This is a genomic window from Streptomyces sp. CA189 (genome assembly GCF_056428985.1).
Window position 1 is genome coordinate 125,997 of record NZ_JBWJVM010000003.1, and the last position, 15,540, is coordinate 141,536.

13 protein-coding genes are annotated in these 15,540 nt (G+C 73.1%); 6 read left to right on the forward strand and 7 right to left on the reverse strand.

The window, feature by feature from the left end:
- Window positions 1-24: 24 nt before the first annotated feature.
- The 5 genes from dgoD to AC061S_RS04125 all read right to left on the reverse strand — a co-directional run bounded on the left by dgoD (window position 25) and on the right by AC061S_RS04125 (window position 4,593).
- Entirely contained in the window at window positions 25-1,170 is a 1,146-nt protein-coding gene (dgoD, locus tag AC061S_RS04105; protein WP_478684426.1) for a galactonate dehydratase, read from the reverse strand.
- Entirely contained in the window at window positions 1,167-1,919 is a 753-nt protein-coding gene (locus tag AC061S_RS04110) for an SDR family NAD(P)-dependent oxidoreductase (RefSeq protein ID WP_478684427.1), read from the reverse strand. Before AC061S_RS04110 ends, dgoD begins: the two co-directional genes overlap by 4 nt.
- A 47-nt stretch (window positions 1,920-1,966) precedes the next feature.
- Window positions 1,967-2,923 carry a sugar kinase gene (locus AC061S_RS04115; RefSeq protein WP_478684428.1) on the reverse strand — a complete coding sequence of 319 codons (957 nt, stop codon included), beginning with the start codon at window positions 2,921-2,923 and terminating at the stop codon, window positions 1,967-1,969.
- Entirely contained in the window at window positions 2,920-3,558 is a 639-nt protein-coding gene (locus tag AC061S_RS04120; protein WP_478684429.1) for a bifunctional 4-hydroxy-2-oxoglutarate aldolase/2-dehydro-3-deoxy-phosphogluconate aldolase, read from the reverse strand. The genes AC061S_RS04115 and AC061S_RS04120 overlap by 4 nt, the downstream gene beginning before the upstream one ends.
- 84 nt (window positions 3,559-3,642) lie before the next feature.
- A complete protein-coding gene (locus AC061S_RS04125) occupies window positions 3,643-4,593 on the reverse strand; it encodes an SMP-30/gluconolactonase/LRE family protein (RefSeq protein ID WP_478684430.1) in 951 nt (316 codons plus the stop codon).
- Between the two features lie 124 nt (window positions 4,594-4,717).
- Between AC061S_RS04125 and AC061S_RS04130 the strand changes: the two genes are divergently transcribed.
- From AC061S_RS04130 to AC061S_RS04145, 4 genes are all read left to right on the forward strand, one after another.
- Window positions 4,718-5,986 (forward strand): ROK family protein, encoded by a 1,269-nt coding sequence (locus AC061S_RS04130; protein WP_478684431.1) that lies wholly within the window; start codon window positions 4,718-4,720, stop codon window positions 5,984-5,986.
- A 593-nt stretch (window positions 5,987-6,579) separates the two neighbouring features.
- Window positions 6,580-7,971, forward strand: coding sequence for an MFS transporter (locus tag AC061S_RS04135; RefSeq protein ID WP_478684432.1), 1,392 nt, complete (start codon window positions 6,580-6,582; stop codon window positions 7,969-7,971).
- Window positions 7,972-8,061: 90 nt separating this feature from the next.
- Window positions 8,062-9,984: a helix-turn-helix domain-containing protein gene (locus tag AC061S_RS04140; RefSeq protein ID WP_478684433.1), complete on the forward strand. Its 1,923-nt coding sequence runs from the start codon at window positions 8,062-8,064 to the stop codon at window positions 9,982-9,984.
- 64 nt (window positions 9,985-10,048) lie between these two features.
- Complete coding sequence (locus AC061S_RS04145; RefSeq protein ID WP_478684434.1) at window positions 10,049-10,552, forward strand: GNAT family N-acetyltransferase; 504 nt, start codon at window positions 10,049-10,051, stop codon at window positions 10,550-10,552.
- A 55-nt stretch (window positions 10,553-10,607) separates the two neighbouring features.
- On the opposite strand, the gene AC061S_RS04150 is transcribed toward AC061S_RS04145, so the two are convergent.
- A complete protein-coding gene (locus AC061S_RS04150; protein ID WP_478684435.1) occupies window positions 10,608-11,321 on the reverse strand; it encodes a response regulator in 714 nt (237 codons plus the stop codon).
- Complete coding sequence (locus AC061S_RS04155; protein ID WP_478684436.1) at window positions 11,318-12,223, reverse strand: sensor histidine kinase; 906 nt, start codon at window positions 12,221-12,223, stop codon at window positions 11,318-11,320. Before AC061S_RS04155 ends, AC061S_RS04150 begins: the two co-directional genes overlap by 4 nt.
- A 225-nt stretch (window positions 12,224-12,448) precedes the next feature.
- On the opposite strand from AC061S_RS04155, the gene AC061S_RS04160 reads away from it, so the two are divergent.
- Entirely contained in the window at window positions 12,449-13,213 is a 765-nt protein-coding gene (locus tag AC061S_RS04160) for an ABC transporter ATP-binding protein (protein WP_478684437.1), read from the forward strand.
- Window positions 13,210-15,513: an ABC transporter permease gene (locus AC061S_RS04165; protein WP_478684438.1), complete on the forward strand. Its 2,304-nt coding sequence runs from the start codon at window positions 13,210-13,212 to the stop codon at window positions 15,511-15,513. Before AC061S_RS04160 ends, AC061S_RS04165 begins: the two co-directional genes overlap by 4 nt.
- Window positions 15,514-15,540: the final 27 nt, after the last annotated feature.

The following is a 15,540-nucleotide window of genomic DNA, read 5'->3' on the forward strand; positions in this document are numbered from 1 at the left end:
AGCCCGCCCCCGCCCGCCGTTCTCCTACCACTCGGCGAGGGAGCCGTCGTCGCGGCGCCAGGCCGGGTTGCGCCAGCGGTGGCCGGTCTCGGCTGCCCGCTCGACCGCCTTCTCGTCGACCTCTATGCCGAGGCCCGGGCCGGTCGGCAGGGCTACGTGACCGTCCTCGTAGCGGAAGACCGCGGGGTCCACGAGGTAGTCGAGGAGGTCGGAGCCGGTGTTGTAGTGGATGCCGAGGCTCTGCTCCTGGATCAGCAGGTTGGGCGCGGCGAAGCCGACCTGGAGGCAGGAGGCGAGTGCGATCGGGCCCAGCGGACAGTGCGGGGCGAGGGAGACGTCGTACGCCTCGGCCATGGCCGCGATCCGGCGGACCTCCGAGATCCCGCCGGCGTGCGAGAGGTCCGGCTGGGCCACGGCGATCCCCTGCGCGAGAACCTTCTTGAAGTCCCAGCGGGAGTAGAGGCGTTCACCGGTGGCGATGGGGATGCTGGTGGAACGGACGATGTCGCCGATGTGCTCGCTCATCTCGGGAACGACCGGCTCCTCGACGAACAAGGGCAGGTACGGCTCCAGGAGCGGCAGGACGCGCCGGGCCATGGGCGCGGTGAGCCGGCCGTGGAAGTCGATCGCGATGTCGAAGCGGTCGCCGACCGCCTCGCGGACGGAAGCGACACGCTCGACGATGCCGTGCACGGCCTCGGGGGTGTCGATGAGCCGCAGCTGGGGCGAGGCGTTCATCTTGATGGCGGTGAAACCCTGCTCCTGGCGCTCCACGGCTTCCTGCACGACGTCGGCCGGCCGGTCGCCGCCGATCCAGCTGTAGACGCGGGCGCGGTCGCGGACGTTGCCGCCGAGGAGCTGCCACACGGGGACACCGAGGGCCTTGCCCGTGATGTCCCAGAGGGCCTGGTCTATGCCGGCGACCGCGCTGGACAGGACGGGGCCCCCACGGTAGAAGCCGCCCTTGGTGAGGACCTGCCAGTGGTCCTCGATGCGCATCGGATCCTTGCCCACCAGGTAGTCGGAGAGCTCGTCGACGGCCGCCGCGACGGTGTGCGCCCGGCCCTCGACCACCGGCTCGCCCCAGCCGGTGATGCCCTCGTCCGTGTCGACGCGCAGGAAGCACCACCGGGGCGCGACCAGATAGGTGCGCAGGGATGTGATCTTCATTTGGACTCCTTCTTCACGGTCCAGCCGCCGTCGACGACCAGGTTCGTTCCGGTGATGTAGGCGGCGTCGGCGGAGGCGAGGAAGGCGACGGCGGACGCGACTTCCTCGGGACGGCCGAGCCGGGCCAGGGCGGTGGCGTCGGCGGAGAGCCGCCGCCCTTCCTCGTCCACGTCGTTCCACACGTCGGTGAGGATCGGGCCGGGGAGCACCGAGTTGAAGCGGACTTCCGGCCCGTACTCGACGGCGAACTGGCGTACCAGTGCGCACATGCCGCCCTTGGCGGCGGCGTAGGCCGGGTATCCGGGCAGGCCGAAGTCGGCGTGCACGCTGGAGGTGGCGACGAGGCAGCCGCGTTGCGCGCGCAGGTCGTCGAGGAACGTGCGGGTGGCCAGGTAGAGGGCCCGCAGGTTGACCGCCATCTCCCGGTCCCAGGTGGCGACCGTGAGTTCGTGGGCGGCGGCGGGGGTGTGGGTGAAGGCGTTGCTGTGGAGGATGCTCACGGGGCCGAAGCGGGCGTGGGCCTGTTCGCGCAGGGCGGTCCACTGCGCTTCGGAGGAGACGTCGCAGTGGACGTAGAGCGCGCGGCCGCCGTCGCTGCGGATGGCGGCGGCGACGGCCTCGCCCGCCTCGTCGGCGATGTCGGAGACGACGACGCGGGCGCCTTCGGCGGCGAGGCGGGCGGCGCTGGCGGCGCCGATGCCCGAGGCCGCGCCCGTGACGATGGCGGTCTGTCCGGAGAAACGGTTCATGGGTGTGTTCCTGAGGGGTGAGATCGGGTGCGGCGGTGGCGGAGCCGCTAGCGGCTGACGTCCTCGGCGGCGAGCAGGCCGAGTTCGTCCCGGCGGGGCAGGCCCTCCCAGTCGCCGGAGACGGACACGGCGAAGGCTCCGCACACGGCGGCGAGCCGGAGGCGTTCGGCCGCGGGGGCACCGTCGAGGACTCCCGCGAGGTAGCCGGCGACGAAGGCGTCACCCGCTCCGATGGGGTCGACGACCGTGACGGGAATCGCCGGCTGGACGACGATCTCGTCGCCGATCGCCGCGAGCGCTCCCCCGGCTCCGAGTTTGAGGACGGCCTGCCTTGGGCCGAGCCGGGTGAGCGCCCGCGCCATGCGCTCGGGCTCCTCCCGGGCCACGAACAGCGAGGCTTCGTCCGGCCCGGCGAAAACGATGTCGGCGTACGGGAGGATGCCGGCGAGCACGGCCGCGGCCTCGGGCCGACTCCAGAGCCGGTCGCGGTGGTTGACGTCGAACGAGACCGTCACTCCGGCCCCGCGGGCGATCGTCAGGGCGCGCTCGACCGCGGCGCGGGCGGTGCCGCTCAGCGCGGGGGTGATGCCGGTGATGTGGAGCACCCGGGCCCGGGCCACCAGGTGTTCGTCCACGTCTTCGGGTGACAGCCGGGAACCCGCCAGCCCGGCGCGGTAGTAGGTGACGCGGAGGCGGTCGGCGGTCCGGCGTTCGCGGAGCATCAGGCCGGTGGGGGCCTCCCCGTCCGTCCGGCCGCGCGAGACGTCTACGCCTTCGGCCCGCAGACCGGCGAGGATCATCGCTCCGGCCGCGTCCTGCCCGACGCGCCCCGTCCAGGCCGCCGGGTGCCCCAGGCGGCTGACGCCGACCGCGACGGTCGCCTCCGCGCCCGCGTATCCCAGGCGCAGGGCCGCTCCCGTGGCGAGCGGCCCTGGTTCGGTGGCGGCCACCACCGCCATGGCCTCGCCGAGGGTGACGAGGGCGGCGGGCACCTCGGGCGTCATCGGCCGATCCCGTTCACGAGCGCGGATGCCCGGTCGACGAGGGCGGCGAGGTCGCCGCCCTCGCATGCGTCGCCGACCAGCGGGCCGCCGATGCCGAGCGCGGCGGCGCCCTCGGCGAGGTACGCGGGGGCGTCCGCCAGGCCGATGCCCCCGGTCGGGACCAGCGGGATGTCGGGGAGCGGGCCCCGTACAGCCCGGAGGTACTCCGGTCCGCCGGTGGCCGCGGGGAAGAGCTTCACCATGGTGGCGCCCGCCCGCCAGGCGGTGAGGATCTCGGTCGGGGTGTAGGCGCCGGGAAGGACCGGGACGTCGAGTCGCACTGCCTCGGCGATGACGTCGGTGCAGGTCGCCGGGGTGATCAGGTAGGTGGCTCCGGCCTCGACCGCGCGCGTCGCGTCGGCGGGCGTGGTCACCGTTCCGGCGCCCAGCGCGAGCCCCGGCGGAGCATCGGCCGCGTACTCGCGCAGCGCGTCGAGCGCACCGGGCGTGGTGAGGGTGAACTCGGCGGCGCGCACGCCTGCGTTCCGCAGGGTGTCGGCCACTTCGGCGAACCGCGCGGCGGAGCGGGAGCGCAGGATCGCGATGACGGGGACGGCGTCAAGGGCGGCACGCAGTCCCGCGTGGGGGCTGGTCATGGTCGGGTACTTCCTCACGGGTGGGGAGGTGTTGGGAAGGGGTTTGGGGGGGGCGGCGGACGGGTGACGGCCGGGGAGACCCGGTTACGGCGCCGCAGCGGCGATGGAGGTGTCGTCGTAGGGCATGGACGTGTCGTCGTAGGGGGTGGCGGGGAGTCCCGTCACACCGGGACGGCAGACAAAGAGCCGCCCCGCGTCGGGTTCGGCGCGCCGCCTTTCCTCGTCGAGGCCCTGGGTGGCCGTGGTGATCACCAGGACGTCGAGGTCCGGCCCGGCGAAGGCGCAGCTCGTCACGTGCGAGGCCGGTACGTCCACGCGTGCGTGCGGGGCGCCGTCGGGCGTGTAGGCGCGGACCTCACCGCCTCCCCACACGGCGACCCAGACGTTTCCGTCTGCGTCCACAGCCAGGCCGTCCGGTACACCCCGGGAGATGACCGCGAACGGGCGCCGGTCGCCCAGCGCGCCGGTGCCGGGGTCGTACGCGAAGACGTCGACGCGTCCAGTCGGGCTGTCGGCGTAGTAGAGGAGGCGTCCGTCCGGGCTCCAGCCCAGGCCGTTGGAGATGGTCACGGAGTCGAGCAGCGTTACCGGGCCGTCGTGGTCGAGGCGGTGGAGCGTGCCCGCGCCGGGACTCTCGTCGTAGGCCATCGTCCCGGCGAGGAGCCGGCCTCTCGGGTCGCAGGCGGCGTCGTTCATGCGTCGCCGCACGCCGTCGCGCGGGAGGTGGGGCACGGCGATCTCGACGGGCGGACTGCCATCGGGGTCGAGGCGCAGGAAGGAGGTGCCGGCGGCGGCGAGCAGCGCGCCGGACGCGCACGGGACGACGGCGCCCACCGGCCGATCCAGGCGCAGCGTGCCGGTCTGGGCGAGATCCGGCAGACCGGAGCCGTCGTGCCGCGCGGTGAGCGTGGCACGGTGGACGAGCCCTTCGGTGATGTCCACCCAGAGCAGTTCTTCCCGGCGTCCGTCCCAGACAGGCCCTTCCGACAGGCGTCCGGGCAGGGGTGAACAGGGCAGGGCCCCGGGTCGCAACATCCGTCCTCCTCGATCGACACTCGAAAAACTACGACTTCGTCTAACGGTTGTAAATATCTCCCGGCCTACTTCTTCCAAGCCTTCGAATAAGATCCGGTGGTACGGATGGAAGGGGGCACGAGCGATGATCAATCGAACATCACAGGACATTCGCCGGCTCAACCGGTTCGAGGTCCTGCGGCGCGTCTACGCGGGCCCGGGCGCGATGAGCCGGCAGGACATCGCCGCGGCCACCGGGCTGTCGTTCGCCACCGTCGCGAACCTGACGGCCGAACTGCTCGATGCCGACGTCCTCGTGGAGGCCGGCCACGAGGACTCCAGCGGGGGGCGGCCGCGCGCCCGGCTGGCCGTCAACGCGCACCGGGGTGCGCTCATCGGCATCGACATCGCCGAGACCTCCGTCCACGCGGAGCTGTTCGACCTCGCGCTGCACGTCCTGCATTCCGTCGAACGCCCCCTCCCCACGGGCGACGTCCGGCCCGCCGAGGTGGTCGAGCAGATCGCCGGCTGCGTGGACGAACTGCTGGAGGGGTCGGGAGTGCCCCGGGAGCGGGTGCTGGGCGCCGGGGTGAGCGTGCCGGGCATGGTCGAACGCGAGGGCGGCGTCTCGTCGTTCTCCCCGTACTGGTCGTGGCGCGAGGTGCCGCTGCGGTCCCTCCTCGACGCGCGGCTCGGCCTCCCGCTGTGGCTCGACAACCCACTGCGGGCCAGCACGGTCGCCGAGATGTGGTTCGGTGCCGGGCGCGACGTGGAGGACCTGATCGTGGTCACGCTGCGGGCCGGCGTGGGCGCCGGGATCGCCGTCGGCGGCCAGCTGTACCGCGGTTTCACCAACAGCGCGGGCGAATGGGGCCACACCTGCCTCGCCCTGGACGGCCGGCTGTGCACGTGCGGCAACCGGGGTTGCGTGGAGGCGTACGTCAGCACGCGCGGGATCGTCCACACCTGGCGCGAGCTCGCGCCCGACGACGAACGGAACGCTCCGGGGGACGACGCGGCCGCGCTCGCGGCCCTCGCGCGCGCCGCCGCGCAGGACGACCCGACGGCCGCCGCGGTGATCGACCGGACCGGACGCTATCTGGGCGCCGCCGTGGCCAACCTCCTCAACCTCGTCAACCCCGAGGTGCTCGTCCTCGGCAACCAGGTCGTCGACCTGCTCGGGGAGCGGCTGCTGCAGGCCACGTACCTGGCGGTCACTCAGCACGCCCTCCCCCTGCCGCACCGGGCCGCGGCCCTGCGCCGGAGCGCGCTGCCGCACAACGCGGTCACCCTCGGGGCCGCCACGTTCGCCCTGGAGGGCTTCCTCAACGACCGGGACGTCTTCGGCCCCGTCAGCCGCACGCGCCGGCCGCGGGAGGACAAGCGCATCCGCCCTGGCGACACGGAGGAATGAGGGGCGCCCTCCAGCGCCCGCTCCGACAGGCAGTCCCGCCCGGCACTGGGCCGGGCGGGCGGCCCCGCGCCACGGGTTCCACCGCCGCGGTCAAGGCGGGAGGCGTCGCGCGACGGCCGGGGGTTCCAGGATCGGATCCCTCTGCCACGACGCCCCTGCCGGAACACACACCCGTACTTCCCGCTCAAGTACCTGACTACCAGTCGATAGAGTCAGCATTCATCCGACTAGACCTGGCCACACCCTGATCCGCAGGGGACGCGACCCCGAACAGGCCCTGCTCAACGCAGCGCAACCAGCACCGAACCAGCACGGTACGGGTGGCGAAGGGTGCCGACGTGGGGTTTCAGGTCAGCACCGAACCAGCACGGGAGCCGGCACCGCCTCCCCAAAACAGGTGTAACTCCGCAATTCCGGTAGGGCTTCACGACCCCGCTCCGGAGGGGTTGCGGGGCAGGAGTTCGGGTTGTGTGGTGTGCGGGCACATCAGTCGTGGCGTGATTGTGATGGCGGGCCACATATGCGGTTGACCTGGGGACTTCTACCTTGTGGCCACACCCGACGTCCCCGCAGACACCCTGGAAGTGGTTCACATGGCCTCGCCCGCAGCCGTCCCGCAGGCTCCATCCGGAATCCGGCGCATCGTTGCCGCCAGCCTGATCGGGACCACCATCGAGTGGTACGACTTCTTCCTCTACGGGACCGCCGCCGCGCTGGTCTTCAACAAGCTGTTCTTCCCCACCGCGGACCCGCTCACGGGCACCCTGATCGCCTTCCTCACCTACGCCATCGGGTTCCTCGCCCGGCCCCTGGGCGGGGTGGTCTTCGGGCATTTCGGGGACAAGGTCGGGCGCAAGAAGCTGCTGGTGCTGAGTCTGCTGATGATGGGTGGGGCGACCTTCGCGATGGGGCTGCTGCCCACCCACGCGACCATCGGGGTCTGGGCGCCGATCCTGCTGACCGTGCTGCGCCTGGTACAGGGGTTCGCGCTGGGCGGCGAGTGGGGCGGGGCCGTGCTGATCGTCTCCGAGCACGGCGGGGCCGAGCACCGCGGGTTCTGGGCCTCCTGGCCGCAGTCCGGGGCTCCCGGGGGCAACCTGCTGGCCACCGGGGTGCTGGCGCTGCTCGCCGCCGTGCAGTCGGACGCGACGTTCCTCGCCTGGGGCTGGCGTATCCCCTTCCTGCTCTCCGGGGTCCTCGTGATGGTCGGTCTGTGGATCCGCATCTCCGTCTCCGAGTCGCCCGTCTTCCTCGCGGCGCAGGCCGAGGCGGCGGCCTCGGGCCGGGGCGAGGAGGAGAAGGCACCCGTCGTCCAGGTGTTCCGCAAGGACTGGCGGCAGGTGCTGGTCGCCATCGGCACCCGCTTCGGCGAGAACATCTCGTACTACGTCCTCACCTCCTTCCTCCTCGTCTACGTCACCACCCACCTCGGGCTCCCCAAGACCACCGCGCTCAACGCGCTGCTGATCGGCTCGGCCGTCCACTTCCTGACCATCCCGGCCTGGGGCGCGCTGTCCGACCGGATCGGGCGGCGGCCGGTGACGCTGATCGGTTCGGTCGGCATGGCGCTGTGGGCGTTCGCGTTCTTCGCGCTGGTCGACTCCGAGTCGTTCACCGTCATCACCCTCGCCGTCACCGCCGGGCTGCTGCTGCACGGGGCCATGTACGGGCCGCAGGCCGCCTTCATCTCGGAGATGTTCGACACCAAGGTCCGCTACTCGGGCGCCTCGATGGGCTCCCAGCTCGCCTCGATCATCGCGGGCGCCCTGGCCCCGATCATCGCCGTCGAGCTCCTGAAGGACTACGGCTCCTCCGTGCCGGTCTCCGTGTACCTGTCCGCGGCCGCCCTCGTCACCACCCTCACCGTCCTCTTCGCCCGCGAGACCCGGGGCCGCGACCTGTCCACCCCGAAGGCGGCGGCAGCGGCGCCGGCCGGCGCGGCCGCGGAAAGCGGGTACGCCGGCGCTGTCTCCGATCGCGCCTGAGTCCGCCCGCCCCACGGGCCGCCCGCCCGACCGGCGCCTCCGGTCCGGCGGGCGGACCCGCTCGCCACCCCGTACCGAAGGGCTGCCAGCATGGCCCCCGTGAACGATCCCACCGCGCCCGCGGCCGCGTTGCGCCGGCTCCTGGACCTGCTCGCCCAGGGCGCGCCCGTCGAGCATTTCGCGCGGCCGGGCGCGCAGGCCCGTACCGCCGGTGCCGACGCCGCCGAGCAGGCCCTCGTGGAGGAGGCGACCCGGGTGGCCCTCGACATCCGGCGCACGCTCGACCAGCACCGCAGGCGCGAGGCGGAGCTCACCGCCCTCTTCGACACGGCCGGCGACCTCGCGGCGCTGCGCGATCTCGACGCGGTGCTACGGGCCATCGTGCGGCGGGCCCGGACCCTGCTCGGCACGGACTGCGCCTACCTCACCCTCAACGACCCCGTCGTGGGCGATACGTTCATGCGGGTCACCGACGGCTCCGTCTCCGCCGCCTTCCAGCAGTTGCGGCTCGGCATGGGCGAGGGCCTCGGCGGTCTGGTCGCGCAGACGGCCCGCCCGTACGCCAGCGCCGACTACCGCGCCGACGACCGTTTCCGGCACACCAGCACCATCGACGCCGGGGTCCGCGAGGAGGGGCTGCGGGGCATCCTCGGGGTGCCGCTGCGCGTCGCCTCGCGGGTCATCGGGGTGCTCTACGCCGCCGACCGGTCGGTGCGCGAGTTCGCCCCCGACGCGGTGGCGCTGCTCTCCTCGCTGGCCGACCACGCCGCCGTCGCCATCGACGGGGCACGGCTGCTGGAGGAGACCCGTACGGCGCTGGTCGAGCTGAACGCCGCCACCGAGACCGCCCGGGCCCACAGCGAGGCCGCACGGCTGGCCACCGAGACCCACGACCGGCTCACCGATCTGGTCCTGCGCGGCGGGGACGTCACCGATGTGGCCCGGGAGGTGGCCGCGCTGCTGCGGGGAGGGCTGGTGGTGCACGACGCCGACGGCGCCGAGCTGGCCCGGGTCGCGACCGAGCCGATCGGCGCGCCCGCCGAGGGGGTGGCGGCCTCCCGTTCCGGCGGCCGGGCCGTGCCGGTCGACGGGGTGTGGGTCTGCGCCGTGCTGGCCGGACCCGAACTCCTCGGCAGCATCGCCCTGACGGGCCGGGCGGAGCTGTCGGACAGCGACCGGCGGCTGTTCGAGCGCACCGGCCTGGTCACCGCGCTCCTCCTGCTGCTGCGGCGCTCGGTGGCCCACGCCGAGGACCGGGTGCGCGGCGAGCTCCTCAGCGACCTGCTGACCCCGCGGAGCCCGGGGCACACCCCCGACACCGGCAGCCGGACGATCCGGGCCCGCAAGCTCGGCGTCGACCTCGCGCGCCCGCACTCCCTCCTGGTGCTCCACTGCGACGCGGCGCTGCGGCCCCGGCTGGCGGCGGAGGCCGCGCGCCGTGCCCGCGCGCTCGACGGGCTGGCCGGGCTGCACGAGGGCCACGTCGTCCTGCTCGCCCCGGCGGAGCGGCCCGGGGACCTTGCGCGGTCCCTGGCGGCGGAGCTGGGTCAGGCGGTGGGCACGCCCGTCACCGTGGGCTCCGCCGGGCCGGCGGGCGACCCCGGCGGGCTGCCGGCCGTGTACGCCGAGGCCGTGCGCTGTCTGCGGGCCCTGCACGCGCTGGGCCACACCGGACACGGGGCCGCCCTGCCGGACCTGGGCTTCGTCGGCCTGCTGCTCGGGGACCACGGTGACGTCGGCGGGTACGTGGACCAGGTGCTCGGCCCCCTCATCGACTACGACGCCCAGCGCGGCACCGAGCTGGTCCGCACCCTGCAGGCCTACTACCTCCACGGGGCGAGCCTCTCCAAGGCCAAGGACGTGCTGCACATCCACGTGAACACCGTCGTACAGCGCCTCGACCGGATCCGCCGGCTCCTGGGCGAGGACTGGAACAGCCCCGCCCGCGCCCTGGAGCTCCAACTCGCCCTGCGCCTGCACCTCCTGGCGAACTCCGGCCCGCCCGCGGCCTGATCCGGAAGAAGCGCCCCGCACTCCGCCTGCGGTGCGCGGTGATCCGTGGGGCAGAGTGGACGGCATGACTACGTACGAGACGATGGCGTACCACCTGGAGACCGAGCGGCTGATACTGCGGCCGTGGGCCGAGTCGGACGCCGCCGAGTTCCGTGACCTGGTGGCTGAACGCGGCAAAGGGGTGGGCACGGTTGAACACATCCGGACGGCCGTCTCGGAGCTGCTCGCCGCGACGGAGACCACGGGGATCGCTCTGCTGCCCATCCAGCGCCGTGACGAAGGCGACTTCATCGGCTACTGCGGGCTGATCATCGGCCGCTCCACTCTGGAGGAGCCGGAGATCGCGTACGAGCTGTTCCAGAGCGCGCACGGCCACGGCTACGCCACCGAGGCTGCCATGGCGGTGGTCGATGCCGCCATCGCGACCGGGCGGAAGCGGCTCTGGTCGACCGTCGGCACATGGAACACACCGTCCTTCCGTGTCCTGGAGAAGATCGGCTTCGAGCGGCATCACGTCGCCACGGACGACCGTGGTGAGCACGTGTGGCTCACACGCGAGTTGCCGTAACACGAGGCCGGCCGGGGAAGTCTGCGCGGGCCAGGCAAGATCCGAAAGAGACGGCCTAGCCCGTCCCCGGGGTGACCAGGCCCGTCTCGTAGGCCAGGACGACCGCCTGGGCGCGGTCGCGCAGGCTCAGCTTGGCGAAGATCCGGGCCACGTGGGTCTTCACGGTGGCCTCGCTGAGCGTGAACTCCTGGGCCAGTTCGGCATTGGAGAGCCCGTGGCCCATGAGGGTCAGCACCTCCCGCTCCCGTGGAGTGAGGACGTCCAGGTGGGTGTGGGATGCCTGAGTCCGGCCGTCGCGTGCGGCCGACGCCGAGGCGCAGCGCTCCACCAGTCGGCGGGTGATCGACGGGGAGAGCAGCGCGTCGCCGGTGTCGACGAGCCGTACGGCGTTGGCGAGGTACTCGGGGGTGACGTCCTTGAGCAGGAACCCGCTGGCTCCGGCGGCGAGGGCGGCGTAGACGTACTGGTCGAGGTCGAAGGTGGTCAGCATGATCACCCGGCATTCCGGGGCCTCGGCGAGGATCTGCCGGGCGGCCTCCAGCCCGTCCAGCCGGGGCATGCGTATGTCGAGGAGGACGACGTCGGGGCGCAGCCGGCGCACTTCCGAGACGGCCTCCACCCCGTCGGCGGCCACCCCCACCACGTCGATCCCCCGGGCGGTGAGGATCATGCGGAATCCGGTGCGGACCAGTTCCTGGTCGTCGGCGATGACCACCCGGGGCGAGGCAGTCCCCGGGTTCGGCTCGGTGGCCGGAGCGTGCGTGGTCACGGCCGCTCCAGCGGGAGGCGGGCGCGGACCCGGTAGCCGCCACCGAGCCGTCGGCGTGCGTCGAAGTCCCCTCCGTACACGGCGACCCGCTCGCGCAGCCCGACCAGCCCGTGCCCCGCTCCGTCCGCCTTCGGGCGCGGCACGGTGAACGCTGTGGACACGGCCGGGGCGGACTTCCCGGCGTGCCCGGGTATCGGGTCCCCGGACAGCACGCTCGGTCCGCTGTTGAGCACCTCGACCCTCAGTGCCTGGTCCGCGTATCTCACCGTCACCTCGGCTTTCACCCCGTCCCCGTGTTTGAGGGCGTTGGTCAGCGCCTCCTGGATGATCCGGTAGGCGGTGACGTCGATCCCGGCCGGCAGCGGCCGCGGTTCGCCGGATATCCGGACCTCGACCGGCAGCCCGGCGAAGGCTATCCGGTCGATGAGCGGACTGAGCCGGCTCAGACTCGGCTGCGGCGCCAACTCCACGGCCGGATCCCGCCTTTCGGGCGCTCCGCCCCCGTACGGTTCGTCCGTGCCGTCCTGGGCGGGCGCGAGGAGACCCAGCAGGTGCCGCAGTTCGGTCATGGTCGTACGCCCGGCCTTCTCCACGGCGGCCATCGCGGCCGCCGCCTCCACCGGCATCGTGGCCAACACCTCGCGGGCGGCCCCGGCTTGGACGATCATCAGGCTGACGTTGTGGCTGACGATGTCGTGGAGCTCCGCCGCTATCCGGGTCCGCTCCGCGTCCACCGCGGTGCGCGCCGCGGTCTCCCGCTCCCGCTCCAGCAGCCAGCCGCGCTCCTCGATCGCCGCCCGGTATGCCGCGCGGGCCCGCAGGAGCGCCACGGTCAGTCCGAGCACGACCGCCACCGCGCACACCGCTGCCACCACGGCGGCGACCGCCCATCCCGTCGTCACAGCGACTCCCCCTCCCCCACCCATGGTCCTGGTCCTGGTCCTGGTCCTGGTCCTGGTACCCATAGTCCTGGTTCCAAGATCCTCCTACCCGACCCTCGCAGACCCCCCGTGTAGTCCACATCACCCTCCCGGTTCTGTCCCGCGTACATCCCCAGGATGACGCGGCCCCCCGTTTACATCCGGGGGTTGACGCGACCCCTCCGACCGGCCTTCTAGGTTCGTGCCATGACACCTCATCACGACAGCACCGGCCAGGTCGTCGTCCGGCTGGACCGCGTATCGAAGGAGTACGGCGACACCCTGGCGCTCGACGCCCTGTCCCTGGAGATCCGCCGGGGCGAAGCCGTCGCCGTGATGGGCCCCTCCGGCTGCGGGAAGTCCACCCTGCTCAACATGGTGGCCGGCCTGGACCGGCCGACCGCCGGAACGATCAGCGTGCACGGCCAGGACCTCGGCGGCCTGACGGAGACCGGCCTCGCCCTCTACCGCCGCCGCGACGTCGGCATGATCTTCCAGTTCTTCAACCTCATCGACGACCTGCCGGCGCTCGACAACGTCGCGCTGGCCGCCCAGCTCACCGGCACCTCCGCCCGCCAGGCCCGCCGCCGCGCCCTGGAACTCCTCGACGAGCTCGGGGTAGCCGACCGCCGCAACAACTACCCGGCGACGCTCAGCGGCGGCGAGCGCCAACGCGTCGGCGTGGCCCGCGCGCTGATGAACCGCCCGGCGCTGCTCCTGGCCGACGAGCCGACCGGCGCCCTCGACAGCCGCTCCGGCGAGCAGGTGATGGACCTGCTGATCGACCTCAACCAGATAGGCCAGACGCTGCTGATCGTCACCCACGACCCGCATCTGGCGACCCGCTGCGCCGGCCGCCTCGTCGAGATGGCCGACGGCCGCGTGGCGCGCGAACGCGCGCTGGACGGCGAGACCCTGGACGGCGAGACCCACGACGAGCCCCACGGCGAGACCCTGGAGCGTTCCGCGTGAGCGCCGTGTGGCGGGCCTCCCGGGCCGCCGTGAAGCGCCGCAGGGTCCAGACGTTCGTCATCGGCCTCGTCGTCCTCTGCTCCACCACAACCGTCCTGCTCGCGCTCGGCCTGCTCGCCGCCGCCTCGGGCCCCTTCGACACGGCGTACACCGCGCAGCGCGGCGCGCACACCGTGGCCACGTACGACCCGGCGAAGGTCTCCGACGCCCAGCTCGCGCAGACGGCGCACCGCCCGGGGGTCGAGGCCGCCGCGGGCCCGTTCCCCCAGGCCGTCATCGACGTACCCACGGACTGGATCGGGAGTCCGCCGGGGCCCCTCACCGTGGTGGGCCGCGCCGATCCGGCCGGACCGGTGGACCGCGTCGAGATGCGGCAGGGCCGCTGGGCCGAGGCGCCCGGCGAGATCGTTGTCAACTGGACCACCAACGGCACTCCGTACGCCCGTCTCCTCGGCACCAAGCTGGAGGTGCCCGGGCTCCCGACGCTCACCGTCGTCGGTTTCGCGACGAGCATGAGCCAGTCGGCCGCCGCCTGGGTGACGCCCGAGCAGGCCGCGGCCCTCCACCCGACGTCCACCCAGATGCTGTACCGGTTCACCGACTCGGCCACCGGCGCGCACCTGCGCGACTCCCTCGCCCGGGCCACGGACGGACTCCCCGCGGACTCGGTGACGGCCGCTCAGACCTACCTCACCCTCAAGAAGGCCTTCGGCGCCCGGGCGGACGCCTATCTGCCCTTCATCGCCCTCTTCGGCGTCCTCGGCCTGCTCGTCTCCGCCCTGATCGTCGCGAACGTGGTCAGCGGCGCCGTGGTCTCCGGCAGCCGGCACATCGGCGTGCTCAAGGCCCTCGGCTTCACACCGAACCAGGTCGTCGCCGTCTACCTGACGATGGTCTCGGTCCCCGCCGTGGCCGGCTGCGTGCTGGGCACCCTGCTCGGCAACGCGCTGGCCGCGCCCATCCTGCAGACCGCGTTCTCCGGCATCGAGACGGGGATGGCGGGCGTGGGCTCCGTCTCGCCCTGGCTCAGCGTCGCGTGCCTGGCCGGGATGCCCGCCCTGGTCCTGCTGACCGCCCTCGTACCGGCCCTGCGCGCACACCGGCTGCCGGCCGCGCAGGCCATCAGCGCGGGCGGCGCGCCCCGCACCGGGCGCGGACTGCGCGTCCAGCGCGTGCTGGCCTCCTCGCGGCTGCCGCGCTCCGTCAGCCTGGGCCTCGGCCACCCTTTCGCGCGCCCCGGCCGCGCCTTCATGACCACGGCCGCCATCGTCCTCGGTGTCACCACGGTGACCCTGGCGACGGGTCTGACCAGCACGATGGTCTCGTACGCGCAGACCGGCCGCGGTCCCGGCGGACCGGTGGTCAACGTCCTGGTCGGCGGCCACGGCGACAACCACAACGAGCCGCTGCTGAGCGACGCGCAGATCGAGGAGCGGCTGCGGTCGCTCGGTGCGCAGGAGGTACAGGCGCGCGGGCTGATCCAGGTCGGCCTGGTCGGCTACGCGCAGCCCGCGTTCGGAAACTTCTACCGGGGAAGCACGTCCCCGGCCGAGGCCTTCGTGGAAGGCCGGCCGCCCCGCGGACCCGGGGAGATCGCGGCGGGCCCCTCCTTCCTCACGGAACGCGGGCTGGCGGTCGGCGACCGGGTCACCCTGGAGGCCAACGGGAGGCGGGCGGCCGCGACCGTCGTCGGCCAGCTGATCGACAGCGACGCACGCTCCCTGGAGTCCACGTGGGAGACCCTCGGCCAACTCGCCCCGGACAGCCGCGCGGTCGACTACGCCGTCCGGCTCGCCCCGGGGGCGGACGCCCGCGCCTACGCGGACGCCGTCGACGCGACCGACCCCGGACTCCACGCCGAGGTGGGGTACTCGGTCAACGCGGCCACCACCACGGTCATCGGCTTCTCCTCGGTGTTCTCGGTCATGCTGACCCTGGTCGCCTCGCTCGGCGTCTTCAACACCGTGCTGCTGAACACCCGTGACCGCCGCCGCGACCTGGGCATGCTCAAGTCGATCGGCATGACCCCGCGCCAGGTGGTCGCGATGACGGTGACCTCGGTGACCGGTCTCGGCCTGGCCGGCGGGCTGCTCGGGATCCCCCTCGGGATCGTCGCGCACCGGCTCGTCGTGGACAACGTGGGCATCGTCGCCTTCCCGGAGTCGATGAAGGACGTCTGGCACGCGCCGCAGCTCGCCGGAATGCTGGGCGCGGGGGTCGCGATCGCCGTCCTGGGGGCGCTGATCCCGGCCCGCTCGGCGGCCCGGATGACCATCGCCTCGGCCCTGCACACCGAGTAGGGCCCGCCGTAAGCCCCATAAGCCCCG

Coding starts and splice junctions, on each gene's coding strand:
- dgoD (WP_478684426.1), bottom strand. CDS start 1,170: ATGAAGATCACATCCCTGCGCACCTATCTGGTCGCGCCCCGGTGGTGC.
- AC061S_RS04120 (WP_478684429.1), bottom strand. CDS start 3,558: ATGACCAGCCCCCACGCGGGACTGCGTGCCGCCCTTGACGCCGTCCCC.
- AC061S_RS04110 (WP_478684427.1), bottom strand. CDS start 1,919: ATGAACCGTTTCTCCGGACAGACCGCCATCGTCACGGGCGCGGCCTCG.
- AC061S_RS04160 (WP_478684437.1), top strand. CDS start 12,449: ATGACACCTCATCACGACAGCACCGGCCAGGTCGTCGTCCGGCTGGAC.
- AC061S_RS04115 (WP_478684428.1), bottom strand. CDS start 2,923: ATGACGCCCGAGGTGCCCGCCGCCCTCGTCACCCTCGGCGAGGCCATG.
- AC061S_RS04125 (WP_478684430.1), bottom strand. CDS start 4,593: ATGTTGCGACCCGGGGCCCTGCCCTGTTCACCCCTGCCCGGACGCCTG.
- AC061S_RS04135 (WP_478684432.1), top strand. CDS start 6,580: ATGGCCTCGCCCGCAGCCGTCCCGCAGGCTCCATCCGGAATCCGGCGC.
- AC061S_RS04130 (WP_478684431.1), top strand. CDS start 4,718: ATGATCAATCGAACATCACAGGACATTCGCCGGCTCAACCGGTTCGAG.
- AC061S_RS04145 (WP_478684434.1), top strand. CDS start 10,049: ATGACTACGTACGAGACGATGGCGTACCACCTGGAGACCGAGCGGCTG.
- AC061S_RS04140 (WP_478684433.1), top strand. CDS start 8,062: ATGGCCCCCGTGAACGATCCCACCGCGCCCGCGGCCGCGTTGCGCCGG.